We start from the raw sequence: 14,992 nt of genomic DNA, 5'->3' as shown, positions 1-14,992 counted from the left end.
GGGCGAGGAACGGCCGGTCGCGCTTGGCTGAAAGCCCGTCAGGCGAAGGGGTATTGACCGCCGACACCGCCGCGTCCACCCTGTCCGGGGTCGGCGAGGGCGAGCAGGCCGGTGAGAACGTCGCGGAGGGCCTGGCCGAAGACGCGCAGGTCGCGGCCGATCCCGAAATCGAGTGTCAGGGTCCGGAGCATTCGGACACCCCCTCGCCGTCCGGTGATATCCCGTCCAGCGTGGCACAGCCGGATTACTCGGATCGGCGGAATCGCTCGATGATCACCAGGGTTGTCGAGCCGCGTGCGGCCTCAGGCGAACGGGTAGTCCCCGCCGCGTCCTCCGCCGGTGCCCGGACCTTGGTTCGGCGTGGTGATGTCGATGATGTCCTGAATCAGGTCGACGACGGCGCGACCGATGTCCAGCACGTCGTTGCCGAGGGTGGAGAATTCCTGCGCGATCAGCTGAAGCATGTCGTCTGTCCTTCGGCCCGTACGGCTGAGTACCGTTCTCAGCGTGGCACAGGGACGCCCGGTGGGGCGGCGGATTCGGGCGACGGCCCGGCCCGCCACACCCGGCCGCGGGGTCCGTGGTAAGACGAGGGCACCCCGGTTCTGAATGGGATTGCATCGTCATGCATAATCATTTGCAGAAGGGCGCGGGCCGCCTGACCTGCGCGCCGGCGCGACCGGCCGGGCCGCCGAACGCGGCGCCCCGAGACACACCCGCACGAAACCGAGGAGCACACAGACATGTCCGAGCGCGTCGTACTCGCCTACTCCGGTGGGCTTGACACCTCCGTCGCGATCAGCTGGATCGGCAAGGAGACCGGCGCCGAGGTCGTGGCCGTCGCCATCGACCTCGGCCAGGGCGGCGAGGACATGAACGTGGTGCGCCAGCGCGCGCTGGACTGCGGCGCGGTCGAGGCGATCGTGGTCGACGCCCGCGACGAGTTCGCCGACGAGTACTGCCTGCCCACCATCCAGGCCAACGCCCTGTACATGGGCCAGTACCCGCTGGTCTCCGCGATCAGCCGCCCGCTCATCGTCAAGCACCTGGTGGAGGCCGCCAAGTTCCACGGCGCCACCACCGTCGCGCACGGCTGCACCGGCAAGGGCAACGACCAGGTGCGCTTCGAGGTCGGCATCGGCGCGCTCGCGCCCGACCTGAACGTGATCGCCCCGGTCCGCGACTACGCGTGGACCCGCGAGAAGGCCATCGCCTTCGCCGAGGAGAACAGCCTCCCGATCAACGTCACCAAGAAGTCGCCGTTCTCCATCGACCAGAACGTGTGGGGCCGCGCCGTCGAAACGGGCTTCCTCGAGGATCTGTGGAACGCGCCGACCAAGGACGTCTACGACTACACCGCCGACCCGACCGTCAACTTCGAGGCGCCCGACGAACTGATCGTCACCTTCGACAAGGGTGTGCCGGTCGCGATCGACGGCCGCCCGGTCAGCGTGCTCGAGGCGATCGTCGAGCTGAACCACCGCGCGGGCCGCCAGGGCGTCGGCCGCCTCGACATGGTCGAGGACCGTCTCGTCGGCATCAAGAGCCGCGAGATCTACGAGGCCCCCGGCGCCATCGCGCTGATCACCGCGCACCAGGCGCTGGAGAACGTCACCATCGAGCGCGAGCTGGGCCGCTACAAGCGCCAGGTCGAGCAGCGCTGGGGCGAGCTGGCCTACGACGGCCTGTGGTTCTCCCCGCTCAAGCGCGCGCTGGACGCCTTCGTCCAGGACACCCAGCAGCACGTCTCGGGCGAGATCCGGATGGTCCTGCACGGCGGCAACGCGGTGGTCAACGGCCGCCGGTCCGAGCAGTCGCTCTACGACTTCAACCTGGCCACCTACGACGAGGGCGACACCTTCGACCAGTCGCTGGCCAAGGGGTTCGTGCAGATCCACGGTCTGTCCTCGAAGGTCGCCGCGCGCCGCGACCTGAACCAGAAGTAAGCGAGCATCCCGGCAACGAGGGTCGACGCCGACGCGTCGGCCCTCGTTCGTCGTGCAACCGGGCGGCAGGGTGGCGAGCGCCCGGCAACCCGTACCCATCGCGGCGGCGTGGGCCCCGGCTACCGTAGGGACCGACGTGTTCGAGATCCGCACCGCCCGACCGACTCACCGAGGAGACAGCACACGATGACGCAGAGCGGCAGCACGAACGAGGGTGCGCTCTGGGGCGGACGTTTCGCGTCCGGGCCCGCGGCGGCGATGGCGGCGCTGAGCAAGTCGACCCACTTCGACTGGGCGCTGGCTCCCTACGACATCCGCGCGTCCAAGGCGCACGCCCGGGTGCTGCACAAGGCGGGGCTGCTGTCGGAGGCCGATCTCGCCGGGATGCTGACCGGCCTGGATCAGCTGGCCGCCGACGTCGCGTCCGGCGCCTTCGGTCCCGCGGAATCGGACGAGGACGTGCACGGCGCGCTCGAGCGCGGGCTGATCGAGCGCGTCGGCGCCGAACTCGGCGGACGGCTGCGCGCGGGACGCTCACGCAACGACCAGGTGGCGACCCTGTTCCGGATGTGGCTGCGCGACGGCGTGCGCCGGATCGCGGCGGGCGTGCTCGAGGTGGTCGACGCGCTGGTCGCCCAGGCCGCCGCCCACCCCGACGCGGTGATGCCGGGCAAGACCCACCTGCAGGCCGCCCAGCCCGTGCTGCTCGCGCACCACCTGCTCGCGCACGCGCATCCGCTGCTGCGCGACATCGACCGGCTGCGCGATTTCGACCGCAGGGCCGCCGTGTCGCCGTACGGTTCCGGCGCGCTGGCCGGTTCCTCGCTCGGCCTGGATCCCGAGGCGATCGCGGCGGAGCTGGATTTCACCGCGGCCGCGGCCAATTCGATCGACGCCACCTCCGCACGCGATTTCGCCGCGGAGGCGGCCTTCGTGCTCGCCATGATCGGCGTCGACCTCAGCCGGCTGGCCGAAGAGGTGATCATCTGGAGCACACCGGAATTTGGCTACATCACGCTCGCCGACGCCTGGTCTACCGGTTCGTCGATCATGCCGCAGAAGAAGAACCCGGACGTCTCCGAGCTCACCAGGGGCAAGGCGGGTCGGCTGATCGGCAACCTCACCGGTCTGCTCGCCACCCTCAAGGCCCAGCCGCTGGCCTACAACCGTGACCTGCAAGAGGACAAGGAACCGCTGTTCGATTCGGTCGCCCAGCTCGAGCTGTTGCTGCCCGCCATCGCGGGCCTGGTCTCCACCCTCACCTTCCACACCGACCGGATGGCCGAACTCGCCCCCGCCGGTTTCACTCTCGCCACCGACATCGCCGAATGGCTTGTGCGCCAAGGTGTCCCGTTCCGCGTCGCGCACGAGGCCGCTGGCGCGTGTGTCCGCGCCGCCGAGAACCGCGGCGTCGGCCTCGACGAACTCACCGACGAGGAATTCGCCGCCATCGACCCGGCCCTCACCCCCCAGGTCCGCGAAGTCCTCACCGTCCAGGGCTCCATCGCCTCCCGCAACGCCCGCGGCGGCACCGCGGGCACCCAGGTCGCCGTCCAGATCGACGAGGTCCGCGCGTCGTCCGCCGCGGCCCGCGCCTGGTTGCACTGATCGTCGGCCGGCGGCGGGCATCTGGTTCGGCCCGCCGCCGTCGCTGTTCACAGGAATTCGGCCGTATCGAGATCGAAATCGAACGGTGCCGGAAGATGCAGCGGCGCACCGAATTCGGCGGCTGCCAGCTGTTCAGGAGTTACACCAGCCCCGCTGACATACAGGCTGTCCAGTGACGGTGTGGCAGAGGGCCTCAGTCGAACAGTTCGTCCGCCATCGTGATGGTCGCGGCGCGCCGTGCCCAGTCCTCCAGTTGGCCGACGTCCCGGCAGCCCTCGATACGAGCTCGTTGGCCTTCGGACAACACCACGCCGCGCGCGTCGAGAACGGTCAGCACCACCCGAGCGACTTCCGCGAGTCCTTCCTCGTGCCCTTCTTGCCAGCCCTCTTCACGCCCCTGGGCAACGTACTTACGCGCGATCCGGCCTCGGTACTCGTAAGTCATTGTCATCAGTTCCTCCAAACGTCGGCTGGCTGCTTCTGACAACACATCGTCGACCAGGTCATGGTACATTCTCGCCCGCTCATCATCGGTCTTCATCAGCCCCGCCAGGAACGATTGCAGCACTTCCTCCATGTGGGGTCCGCTGCCGTAGGTCATCGCCGAGAGCACCGCGCGTTCGGGCGACGACTGCGCCTCGATGGGATCGGTCACCAGCGGCATGTTGCCAGGGCCCAGTACCAGCGGCCTCAACGTCAACCCGGGATGTCCGAGTTCGATCGGCGCACCGGCCCATTCCGCGACCTGCTGGTTCGGTGCGACCACCAGCAGTAGAACCGGGCACCGCAGCCGTGAACGCAGTGTCGCCAGGTATACCGGCCAGCTCCACGCCCGGTCCCGCTTGATCGCCAACTGGACCTCGACGCAGATGCCGAGAACGTACTCTCCGCTGTCACCCCGCATCCCAAAGGCCAGATCGCCGCGATACTCCTTCGGTCCCATGTCGGTGAAGTCGCACGCCTCGGCCTTGGCGCCGGTGGAGTCCGGCAGCAGCACACCGCATTCGCGAGCGATCAGCGTCGCCGCCAACGACGGGTCCGCGCGGAACAACTCCAGAACACCTTCGTGCAGGTAGCTGGGCATGGCTACGAAAGCTAGTCCAGCGCAGCTCGATACCGCGAATCGGACACATCGGCTGAGGCGAATGCGCCGTCGGCGCGGAGCGGGACGGCCTTGCTGACGTCCACCTCACCGGCGATGGCGACGTCGTCGGCGAATCCCCCATCGCAGAGTTCGCGACCGGACGAGCACTCCGCAAGGGTAGCGGCGATATCGTCCGTCGATTCGAAAGCTGTTCTGGCGATGGTTGATTCGGGTGACAGTGGTCCGGCGCCCGCGGCCGACAACGCGGAGACGACCGCTCCGGCGCCCAGTAGGTCTTCGATGCTCGGACGCAACGCGCCGCGACCGGGCCACTGCTCGCCCGCCGCGATCACGGCAACCGGCCGATCCGCTGTGCCCCACCCCAGTCGGCGGATCCATCGGGCGACCGCGGTCGCGTTGCGCAACGACGCGGCGAGCACCGGAATCCCGGTGACGGCGGCGGAAATGGCCGAACCGTTGGGCGACGGAAGAACCAGCCTCGGCACCGCAGGGGCGCGGCGCAGCGCCGCGGGCGACAGCGACCACGGCGCCTGCTCGGTGACGGCGCGGCGACCCACGGCGAGCACCGCGTTCTCGGCCGCGGCGAAGTCGGCCGCGCGATCGTCGCGCCAGGGAACGGAAAGACGCGGGTACCGGCGTCGACCGCGACGCTGACCGACGTCGTGAACGACAGCACGTCGACGACCACCACGCACGCGCTGCCCGGCGCCAGCGCGAGCGCCCCCGCCACACCCCACTCGCAGCGAACGCCGAAGGTCCGCTGATCGAACCATGTTCCTCCCACCACCGGACTGTTCTAACAAAAGTCCCTCGGTCGCTCGTTCTGCCGAAAGCAGGTGGCTCCCTGCTGCGGCAGGGGCCGTGGGAGCGCCTGGTGACCGAGCGGACGACACGCGTACTGCCGCAGGCGCGCACGCGGGTTCCGGGTCAGTGGGCGCGGCGTTCGATCAGGGTGGCCAAGTGGAGGACGGGTGCGGCGAGATCGGGGATTGCGTCGGGGTCGCCCAAGCGGCCGGTTTGGTAGCTGAGGAGTTCGTGGCCCGCGAGGCTCCAGCGGGGAACGACGCCCGCCAAGTGGGCGGCGATCAGTTGCGGGCCGACGAGCAGGCGGGCGTAGTTCGTGTCCACGGCGGTCACCCGGAAGTGGTGGTCGAAATCGCGATGGCCGGTGGTGACGGGCGAGTCGCTGAACAGGCCGCTGCCGGGCTGGGAGAGCGCCGCGACATCGACCACCGCCACCGGCGGATAGGGCCGCTCCAGCAGCACCACCACCACAACGCACCGGTGGGTGATGGTGTGGACGACCTCGCCGTTCCATGTGCTCGTCGGGTAGGAGTAGTCGGCCACGGTGACCTGGTGCCCACCGAGCTCACCGGTCAGCGTCGCGCCGAGTCCGGTGGGATTGCGGCCGGGCAGCCGCGCGGTCCACGGCACGAGCGGCGCCATCTCGAACTGCCAGCCGTGCCGCGCCGCCCACTCGCTGAACGTCTGACCAGAAGCCCGCCTCCTGCGCACCCGCAACGGAAGCAACACCCCGAAACCCGCCGCCAACAGCACGGCCACGAACACGATCAGACCGATCCGGAACGCTTCCACCACGCGCCATCACATCCCTCGATCGACGGACCCTCCCATTGTCCGCCGACTCACTAGGCTGCCGCCATGACCTTGCTGCTACTCGCGCTGGCTATCGCCTCCGAGGTGACCGCGACCGTTTCGCTGAAGTTCTCCGAGGGGCTCACCAAGCTCGTTCCCTCCATCGTGGTCGTCATCGGTTACGGCGCGGCGTTCTTCTTTCTCTCCCAGGCGCTGAAGCGGGGCATGCCCATCGGTGTGGCTTATGGGATCTGGTCCGCGGTCGGTGTCGCCGCCATCGCGATCATCGGCGTGCTTTTTCTGAACGAACGACTCAGCTTGGTGCAGGTCGGCGGCATCGCGATGGTCATTCTCGGCGTGCTCGCACTCGAACTCGGCGGCTCGCACTAGCGTCCGCGTCGTCGTGTTGCGAAGGGCCTCAATCCTGAACGCGCACCGTGTAACCCGCGTCGTCGAGTGCGGTGAGCACGTCGTCGCGGTGGTCGGGTCCGCGAGTTTCCAGCGTGAGCGCGACTTCGACTTCGTCGACGGCAAGCCAGGTTCCGGTGCGTGAGTGGACCACGTCGACCACGCTCGCGCCCGTCGCGCCGACGACGGTGAGCAATGCGGACAATCCGCCGGGGCGATCCGAGATCGTCACGCGCACAGCGAGATAACGCCCGGCGGCGCTGAGGCCGTGGTTGACGATCCGGGTCAGCAGCAGCGGATCGATATTTCCGCCGGAAAGCACCGCGCAGACCGGCTCACGCAACTCGAGTTCGGTTGCGGCGCAACTCATCAGCGCCGCGACAGCCGCCGCGCCCGCGGGTTCGACGATCAGCTTCGCGCGTTCCAAACACAGCAGCAGCGCCGTGGACAGCGCCTCCTCGTCCACCGTGACGATGCGCGGCGCGTGCGCGGCGACATGCGCGAACGGCACCTCGCCGGGCAACCCCACCGCGATTCCGTCGGCCATGGTCGACATCCGTTCCGCCCGTACCGGTTTGCCGACCGCCAGCGATTCCGGCCACGCCGCGGCCTCGGCCGCCTGCACCCCGATCACCCGCACGTCGGGCGCCAGACGGTGCAGGGCGATGGCGATACCGGCCAGCAATCCGCCGCCGCCGGTCGGCACGAGCACCGTGCCCACATCCGGCAGCTGCTCCAGGATTTCGAGCCCCACGGTCGCCTGCCCGGCCACGATGTCCGGGTGGTCGAACGGGTGGATCAGCGTGGCCCCGGTGCGCGCCGCGAAATCCAGTGCCGCGTCCAGCGCTTCGTCGATGGTGTCGCCGATCTGCCGCACCCGCGCGCCATAAGCCTTGGTGGCGGCCAGTTTCGGTAACGAGGCGCCGACCGGCATGAAGACGGTGGCCTCGATGCCGAGCGTGGTAGCCGCCCACGCGACGCCCTGCGCGTGATTGCCCGCGCTCGCCGCGACCACCCCGCGCGCCCGGTCCTCGGGCGGCAGATTCGCGATCCGGTTGTACGCGCCGCGCGGTTTGAACGAGCCGGTCCGCTGGAGGTTCTCGCATTTCAACCACACGTCCGCGCCGCAACGTTCGGACAGCACCCGCGAGGCCACCACCGGCGTCCGGCGGATCACCGGCGCCAACAGCGCCGCGGCCGACTCGATCCGTTCCAGCCCGATCAGCTCCATGGCCTCATGCTGCCATCGCGAGCCGAAGACATCCTATGATTCCGTGCGTTCAGTCCGCTTTCTTCGCGAGGTTGTGCGCCAGTGCGCCCAGCCGGGCCAAGCGGGCATCACCGAGTGGGGTGAGTTTGCCGCCGAGCCGATTGGTGACGAAGCCGAGCGACATCCCCGTGGCCGGGTCCGCGAACGCGCCCGAGCCGCCGAGCCCGAAGTGCCCGAACGCCGAGATCGGCGCGGCCTTGGAGGGCATCATCGGCACACCGTGGAATCCCAGTCCCCACGGGATGCGGAACGCGAGCACGTAATCGGGTGTGAAGACCTGGCGCTCGCGCATGTGGTCGATGGTCTCCGCGCCGAGCAGCCGGTAGCCGTCGAGGCTGCCGCCGATCGCCAACGCCCCGTACAGCCTGGCCAGCGCCCGCGCGGAGAAGACACCGTTCACGCCGGGCATGACCGAATCGTGCAGTCGCGGGTCCGACATCAGCTCGGCGAAACCGCTGGGCGTCGTCTCCGCGGCGGCGGCGAGGCGGCGGCTGCGACCCATGATCCGCGCGCCGCTCTCCCAGCTCATCCCGGCGACGGTCAGCTTCGGGAAGTTGACGGCGATGCGGTCGCGCTCGGTCTCGGGCACCCGGAACCAGAGTTCCTCGGCGCCGAGCGGCTCGGCGATCTCGGTCCGCAGCACGTCGGTGAAGTCCGCGCCCGCGACCCGCTGTACCAGCTCGGCGACGAGATGTCCGAAGCTGATGCCGTGATAGCCGCTGGTCGTGCGGTGCCGAGGGTCGGGTGCGGCGGCGGCCAGCGCGGACGTGACCGCGGCGTCGTCGAAGAAGCGTTCCGGCGAACCGGGCAGCAGATTGCGCAGCCGGTGCAGTCCCGCGCGGTGGCTGAGCAGCGCGCGCACGGTGATGTGCTCCTTGCCCGCCGCGGCGAACTCGGGCCAGTATTCGGCGACGGGACGGTCGTAGTCGAGCAGTCCGCGTTCGGCGAGGCGGTGCAGCAGCGTGGCGGCGACGCCCTTGCCGGTGGAATACGCCACGGCCAGCGTGTCGTGCTGCCAGGCAACGCCCGGTCGCGCGAAGCCTGCCCAGACGTCGACCACGGGCTCGCCGTGCAGATAGACCGTCAGCGCGCCGCCGCCGTCGCTCGGACGGCGGAAGAGCCGGTCGAATTCGGCGACGAGGCCGACGAAGCGCCGGTCCACGAACTGCGTTGTCGGAGGTGTCGGCATCGAGGCTTCCCCTTTCTGTCCCTTACCCAGACTAAGGGTCTGGGACACGGCGAACCGGCGCGCCCATCCCACATCGGGTCGGAAACGCCCGTTCCCGGGAGTCGATGGTGGCCGTCGCCCCGCCAGCGCCGAGGACCGGCGACGCCGCCGCGGACCGCTTAGAGCGATCCGGCGGCGATCAACGATTCGACCCCGCCGGTCGGGAACCGGCGGGGGAGGGGAGTGGGTCAGGCCGCGACGGCGGTGCGCAGCGCGCCGAGGATGTCGGCGGGCTCGGCGACATCGATCACGAGCCGGGTGAACTCCGAGCCCCTGAGCTCGACGCGCACGCCCGAGCCGTCGAAACGGGTGTCCCAGAATTCCTTGCGGCCCTTGCCTCGGAAGGTGCCCGCGGCGATCACGCCGGGGAAGAAGGTGCCGGGCGCGCGCACCCACGGCGGTCGCAGATCGACCTCGGCGGGCGCGACTTCGGTGACATCGCGCAGGTCGAAACTGAGTTGGTCGCGCAGTGCGAGCAGTCGATGTCCGCCGAGCACCTTGACCGTCACCGTCGTTCCAGTGACCTCGATCTCCACCATGCCGCGTACCTCGCAATCGCCCCCGGATTTCCGTACGCCTCCAGCATCGGGGCCGCCCCTGGACTGACCCTGTGCCGATCCTGTGATTTCCCCAAGCTTCTGAAGGAGTACCGCCCGAGACGAGTTCCAATTCGGACCGCGCCGGGACCTGCCGCTCCGGTTGGCGCTGCGACATGGCGAGTACGCGGGCTCGCCCACCTGCGCCGCCAAGCCCATAACCTGCGGCCTCCGCCCCCAGGTCCACCGACGGCTGCGGAGAGAATGCAAGATGCCGCTACGTAGATATGCGCATCAACGCATGTTGACTCAAAACGTGACTCCGCGACATGGTTCGACTCCTTCAAGACCAGCAAGGAAGGGGAAGCCCACCTTTCGAAGTGCGGACTCTTCGCACACTCACCGAGCCAGCAGCCGAGACGACCAGCGGCAGCGTCTGCCGGTACATCGATCGAGGCCGTGACGATCAGCGATATCGGTCACCGACGGCAGTCGAAACTTCGAGAAGGAAGGACCCAGCCCGACAACTCATGGGCTGGGCCACAGCTTTGCCGACCATTGCGGCTTTGCCGACCGCCGGCGCCGCTACTCCCTACTCAGAGCGACCCCGCACGCCCCGCGTGATGCGCCGCGTCGGCGATCTCCAACACATCCGCCAACCACGGCGTGTAACTCGCCGGATCCTCCGCGAGCGCCGAACGCAGCTCCTCCGGCTGAATCCACGTGTACGCGGCGACCTCGGCGGGGTCGGGCCTCGGCATGCCCGCGTCGAGCAGGCCGATGATCACGTGGTCCCACTCGTGTTCGACGCGTCCGGTGGCGGTGTCCCGCGCGTGATAGCGGAAGACGCCGACCTCGGTGAGCGTGGTGGCCAGCCCGAGCTCCTCGGCGAGCCGCACCGCCGCCGCGGCCGCGACCGGCTCGCCGGGTGCGGGATGTCCGCAGCAGGTGTTGGCCCACAGCAGCGGAAAGCGGGTCTTCACGGCGGCCCGCTGCTGCAGCAGCACCCGTCCCGCCGCGTCGAAGAGCAAGACGGAGAACGCGCGATGGAGTCGCCCAGGCGCCTGGTGCGCCTCCGAGACCGGGCACGCGCCGACCGCGCGGCCCGCCTCGTCCACGAGCTCGACGGGCAGGGCCTCGCGGTCGGTCAACGGCTGGGCGAGGGTCTCGGTCACCTCCCCACCTTATCGGCGGCGATCAGCAGGTACTGGAAGCTGCCCTCCCGGTACGCGGTGAGGAACGGCTTCTCCACACCCGTCGCGAGCTCGGATTTCGTGCGCAGATCCCAGTACGGGATGGTGGCCGCCGTGAGGTCGACCACGTCGATGGGAACCAGTCCGTTCTCGGCGAGCGCGCGGAAGTACTCGCTGCGCGGATGAATCATGCAGCCGTAGTGCGCGTCGATCCAGCTGACCGAGGACGAACGCCCGCCGGTGACGTCGTTGGAGCAGCCGGTGATGCAGACGTAGCGCCCACCCGGCTCCAGCAGCCGGGAGAACTCGCGGAACAGGTCGAACAGGTCGACGTACATGGTGGTCTCGTTGGTCCAGATCCCGCGCATCACGCCGCTGTCGAAGCCGGTGTCGAGCATGTTGCGGAAGTGGAACCTCACCTTGTCCGCGACGCCGCGGCGCGCGGCCTGGTCGTTGGCGAAGCCGACCTGGTACTCGGAGATGGTGACACCGTCCACCTGGCAGCCGAAACGCTGGTTGGCCATGAAACTGGTGCCGCCGCGGCCGGACCCGCCGTCCATCAGCCGGTCGCCGGGACGGACGTCGCCGAGGTGGTCGAGCAGCAGATCGGCCTGCGCGGTCTCGAGCCGGTGCAGCTCCTCGACGATCCGTTGCTGGCGCGTCTCCTCGGGACCTTCCAGCACCGAGAGATCGGGGTCGCCGATGCCGTAGTGGTGGTGGTAGAGCCCGTCGACCTCACCGAGCTTGGTGTTGACGCGGTCGTCGTTGGGGTTGTTGTTCCAGTACGCCGCAACGGATTTCTGGTAGTTGGTGCGCAGCACGGCCTCGGTCTTGGGGTTGAGCATGGTCATGCGTGATCATCCTCTCTCGTTGCGGTACCGGCTATCCGACATCTGTGTAGCGACGGCTGTCGGCATGCCAGGCGCGGTTGCCGCCCATCCATGCCCACAGTCCGACGAGGAAGCGTCGCAGTTCCGGCGATCCGCCGGCGGCCAACGGCGCGGCCTCGCGTTCGAAGCGGTGCACGAGTTCGTCGTGGACCGCCGCGGTGTGCAGCACCGCCTCCCGACGGGAGCACCGCTCTTCGGCGGCGAGCACCGTGGGGAGGTTGAATTCCCTTCCGTTGGAAAGGTCTTCGCGTGCCATCGAATACAGGTCGTTGACCATTTGGGCGGCGAGCGCCGCGGTTGTCGTTACGCGCCGCATCGCCGGGTGGGTGTATTCGGCCGCCGAGAGTTCGTAGCCGCCGAGTACGTCGATCGGGGCCATGCACGGCAGAAAGCTGTGCGGCTGGCGGTTGGCGAGATATTCCCAGACCGGCGGCATCCGGCCCGCGCCGCGCCAGCCCGCCTCGGCGCCCAGCGCGATGAACCAGCCGGCGATCTCGGTTCGCAGCCTGGCCAATTGAGCAGGGGTGGCGTACTTGGCCAGGTGCTCGAACGAGGTACGGAAGGCGCGCATGATCGGATCGGCCTGCAACGCCCGTTCCAGCTGCGGTGCGTAGCGCGCGGGCAGATGCGCGGGATCCATGACGGCCATACACAATTCGAGCCGCGGCCCCAGTTCGGCCTCCGGGCTGGACGGGGTGCCGTCCGGTGCGCGGTCGTCGGCGTCCTCCTCGCAGTAGTAGTCGTCCACCGACCATTCCGAGACCGCGCATTTGGCCGCGGCAAGCAGCCGGTCGGCGTCGGAACAGTCGGGGTGGGCGAGCATGATGAGCCGTCCGAAGTCGGCCTTGCGCAACTCGTCCAGGCGACCGGCGTAGAGCCCGATGTCCTCGGCCCAAGCCAGCAGTCCCTCGTTCACCGCCTCGGCCAGCGTCGGATCGTCGCGCAGCGGCGGCGGACAATAGAGCGGCGGTATCCGAGAGCTACCGCCACCGCGCCGCGTCGATTCCGTGCCGAGCCCGGTCGGGCCGAGCGGGACGGGCGCCGGATCGGACGTTGCGACCGGTGCCGGACGCACCGCCGAGCCCGCGGTCCCCAATCCGCTCGGTCCCAGGGGAATTCGAGACCGGAATCCATCCGTCGTGGACATCCCGCCTGCGCCGGATGCGTGCTCGTTGCTTTCCGGTGCGGCGACGCGGCCGTCGATTCTTCCGGCGACCGGAACGGCGGGACCGGACGGAATCGGCGGGCGCCGCGACCCCGCCGGACCGGCCCCCTGCGCCGGCCCGACGGAGTGCGCGACGTTCCCGACCGGCGAACCGGACGGAGCCTCGTCGACGCCGTCCGCGACCGGAGCGGCGTCGGGTGCGGACGGCCCGAGCGCCAGACCGTCCGGCGCCAGGTACGGCGTGGTCGGTCCGGCGGTGCGATCGACGGGCAACCGCAGCGCGCCCGACCCGAGCCCCCTCGGGCCGAGCAGCTGGACCGGCGTCGGGCCGGCCGCTCGCGCGGGTGGACTCGAATCGGTCGGCGGCGCCGGGGATTCGGCTACCGCTTCGGCGAACAGCTCGGCGGGCGCCGTGCTGTCCGTGTTGGTGAGCAGCGCCACGACGTCGGCGGCCAGATCGTGCGTGGCGGCGGGCGCGGCGGCGCGGGAGAGCACCGACATCGGTCATCACCCCGGCTAGTCCGCCTGCCGGGCGACCAGGACATTGTCGAGCACCCCGAGGGCGTCCGGGACCAGCACGGCGGCCGAGTAGTAGCAGCTGACCAGGTAGGAGATGATCGACTGGTCGTCGATGCCCTTGAAGCGCACGTTCAGACTCGGCTCGAACTCGTCCGGAATTCCGGTCTGGTGCAATCCGATTACGCCCTGATCCTTCTCGCCGAGGCGCATGGCGAGGATCGAGGTGGTCCCGTTGTCGCTGACCGGGATCTTGCCGCACGGGTAGATCGGCACGCCGCGCCACGCGGGCACCCGGTGTCCGTCGACGTCCACCGGATCGGGATAGATCCCGCGCTTGGTGCATTCGCGGCCGAACGCGGCGATCGCTTTCGGGTGCGCCAGAAACATTTTCGTGCTGCGGCGCATGCTCAGCAGCTCGTCCATGTCGTCCGGGGTCGGCGGGCCGGACTCGGTGTAGATGCGCTGTTTGAGATCGCAGTTGTGCAGCAGCCCGAAATCGGGATTGTTGACCAGATCGTGTTCCCGGCGTTCGTAGAGCGCCTCGATGGTCAGGCGCAACTGCTGTTCGACCTGATTCATCGGATCGTTGAACAGGTCGGCGACGCGCGAATGCACTCGCAACACGCTCTGCGCCAGGCTGAGCTCGTATTCGCGCGGGGAGGCGTCGTAGTCGACGAAGGTGCCTTCCAGCAGCGGCTCGCCGTCGTGGCCCGAGGAGACCTCGATGTTGGCCTCGCCCTTGGAATTCTGCCGGTGGGCGGGCGCGGCGGCGACGCGTTCGAGTTGCTCGCGCAATGCCGGTGCGGCGTCGACCATTTCGTCGAGCGATTGCCGGGGCAGCACGAGCATGGTCGTCTTGGTGACCGTCTTGACGGTCACCGGCCAGATGGCGGAGGCATCGAGCAAGGTTTCGGCGCCGAAGTAATCACCGGTGCCGAGCATGCCGACCTTCGTTTGTTCGCCGAATTCGCCTGAGCCGATTTTGGCCAGCTTGCCGTGCACGATCAGAATGACCTGATTCATCGGATTGCCGAATTCAGTGACGACAGTTCCTGGTTCGAGATCGCGCTGTTCGAAACGCCGCGCGAGCGCGGAAAGCGTTTCCTCGTCGTCGAATCCGCGCAACGGCGGAAGTTCTTGCAGTTCCAGCGGTATCACGTGGGCCTGTCCGCCGTCGACGACGAATTCGACCTCACCGTTGCCGACGGTGTGGGTCAGGCGCCGGTTCACGCGGTAGACACCGCCGTTGACCTGCACCCAGGGCAGCGTGCGGGTGAGCCAGCGCGAGCTGATTCCCTGCATCTGCGGTTCGGATTTGGTGGTGTGCGCCAGCTGGTGCGCGGCGCCCGTGCTCAGGCTCTTGCGAACGTTGTTTTCCGATTGGACTGGCATTTCGATGGTCATGCGTGGTCCTCACCTCGAGGGGTCACCGGGACGGTCGATGGTGCTTCTTGGGCACGGCAGATCAGCAGACCGGAAATGGTCTGCGAATGGAGAGGCATTCGAGTGGAAAAGATCTGTGCGACAG

At 68.8% G+C, this 14,992-nt stretch carries 15 protein-coding genes; 3 read left to right on the top strand and 12 right to left on the bottom strand.

Annotated elements, in window-relative coordinates:
- Positions 1-38 precede the first annotated feature (38 nt).
- On the bottom strand, positions 39-191 hold the full coding sequence (locus NAM01S_RS35565; RefSeq protein ID WP_157108037.1) for a hypothetical protein: 153 nt from the start codon (positions 189-191) through the stop codon (positions 39-41).
- A gap of 111 nt (positions 192-302) precedes the next feature.
- On the bottom strand, positions 303-464 hold the full coding sequence (locus NAM01S_RS35560) for a hypothetical protein (protein WP_157108036.1): 162 nt from the start codon (positions 462-464) through the stop codon (positions 303-305).
- A gap of 279 nt (positions 465-743) precedes the next feature.
- Between NAM01S_RS35560 and NAM01S_RS32740 the strand changes: the two genes are divergently transcribed.
- Together NAM01S_RS32740 and argH are read left to right on the top strand one after the other, a co-directional pair.
- On the top strand, positions 744-1,946 hold the full coding sequence (locus NAM01S_RS32740) for an argininosuccinate synthase (protein WP_067793050.1): 1,203 nt from the start codon (positions 744-746) through the stop codon (positions 1,944-1,946).
- Positions 1,947-2,132: 186 nt separating this feature from the next.
- Positions 2,133-3,554, top strand: coding sequence for an argininosuccinate lyase (gene argH / locus NAM01S_RS32735; RefSeq protein ID WP_067793048.1), 1,422 nt, complete (start codon positions 2,133-2,135; stop codon positions 3,552-3,554).
- Positions 3,555-3,747: 193 nt separating this feature from the next.
- On the opposite strand, the gene NAM01S_RS32730 is transcribed toward argH, so the two are convergent.
- The 3 genes from NAM01S_RS32730 to NAM01S_RS32720 form a co-directional block, all read right to left on the bottom strand.
- Positions 3,748-4,584: an RpnC/YadD family protein gene (locus NAM01S_RS32730; protein ID WP_255284352.1), complete on the bottom strand. Its 837-nt coding sequence runs from the start codon at positions 4,582-4,584 to the stop codon at positions 3,748-3,750.
- Between the two features lie 65 nt (positions 4,585-4,649).
- Positions 4,650-5,225: a 2-phosphosulfolactate phosphatase gene (locus NAM01S_RS32725; protein ID WP_307188715.1), complete on the bottom strand. Its 576-nt coding sequence runs from the start codon at positions 5,223-5,225 to the stop codon at positions 4,650-4,652.
- 361 nt (positions 5,226-5,586) lie between these two features.
- Entirely contained in the window at positions 5,587-6,258 is a 672-nt protein-coding gene (locus NAM01S_RS32720) for a hypothetical protein (RefSeq protein WP_067793044.1), read from the bottom strand.
- Between the two features lie 63 nt (positions 6,259-6,321).
- Between NAM01S_RS32720 and NAM01S_RS32715 the strand changes: the two genes are divergently transcribed.
- Positions 6,322-6,645, top strand: a complete 324-nt coding sequence (locus tag NAM01S_RS32715) for a DMT family transporter (RefSeq protein ID WP_067793042.1) — start codon at positions 6,322-6,324, stop codon at positions 6,643-6,645.
- Positions 6,646-6,673: 28 nt separating this feature from the next.
- Here NAM01S_RS32715 and ilvA read toward each other — a convergent pair whose 3' ends face one another.
- The 7 genes from ilvA to NAM01S_RS32680 all read right to left on the bottom strand — a co-directional run bounded on the left by ilvA (position 6,674) and on the right by NAM01S_RS32680 (position 14,868).
- Positions 6,674-7,894 (bottom strand): threonine ammonia-lyase, encoded by a 1,221-nt coding sequence (ilvA, locus tag NAM01S_RS32710; protein WP_067793040.1) that lies wholly within the window; start codon positions 7,892-7,894, stop codon positions 6,674-6,676.
- Positions 7,895-7,943: 49 nt separating this feature from the next.
- On the bottom strand, positions 7,944-9,122 hold the full coding sequence (locus NAM01S_RS32705) for a serine hydrolase domain-containing protein (RefSeq protein ID WP_067793038.1): 1,179 nt from the start codon (positions 9,120-9,122) through the stop codon (positions 7,944-7,946).
- Between the two features lie 227 nt (positions 9,123-9,349).
- The gene (locus tag NAM01S_RS32700) at positions 9,350-9,700 is read right to left on the bottom strand and encodes a hypothetical protein (RefSeq protein WP_067793036.1); all 351 of its coding nucleotides are present in this window, start codon (positions 9,698-9,700) and stop codon (positions 9,350-9,352) included.
- A 593-nt stretch (positions 9,701-10,293) separates the two neighbouring features.
- Complete coding sequence (idi, locus tag NAM01S_RS32695; protein WP_067793034.1) at positions 10,294-10,872, bottom strand: isopentenyl-diphosphate Delta-isomerase; 579 nt, start codon at positions 10,870-10,872, stop codon at positions 10,294-10,296.
- The gene (locus NAM01S_RS32690) at positions 10,869-11,741 is read right to left on the bottom strand and encodes a geranyl diphosphate 2-C-methyltransferase (RefSeq protein ID WP_067793032.1); all 873 of its coding nucleotides are present in this window, start codon (positions 11,739-11,741) and stop codon (positions 10,869-10,871) included. Before NAM01S_RS32690 ends, idi begins: the two co-directional genes overlap by 4 nt.
- Before the next feature lie 31 nt (positions 11,742-11,772).
- The gene (locus NAM01S_RS36905) at positions 11,773-13,446 is read right to left on the bottom strand and encodes a family 2 encapsulin nanocompartment cargo protein terpene cyclase (RefSeq protein WP_253799214.1); all 1,674 of its coding nucleotides are present in this window, start codon (positions 13,444-13,446) and stop codon (positions 11,773-11,775) included.
- A 15-nt stretch (positions 13,447-13,461) separates the two neighbouring features.
- Positions 13,462-14,868 carry a family 2B encapsulin nanocompartment shell protein gene (locus NAM01S_RS32680; protein ID WP_067793030.1) on the bottom strand — a complete coding sequence of 469 codons (1,407 nt, stop codon included), beginning with the start codon at positions 14,866-14,868 and terminating at the stop codon, positions 13,462-13,464.
- Positions 14,869-14,992: the final 124 nt, after the last annotated feature.

Source organism: Nocardia amikacinitolerans NBRC 108937 (genome assembly GCF_001612615.1).
In the GTDB taxonomy this organism is placed as follows: domain Bacteria; phylum Actinomycetota; class Actinomycetes; order Mycobacteriales; family Mycobacteriaceae; genus Nocardia; species Nocardia amikacinitolerans.
Note: the sequence above shows the minus strand (reverse complement) of the source record. Positions and strands in the feature narration are given on the sequence as shown.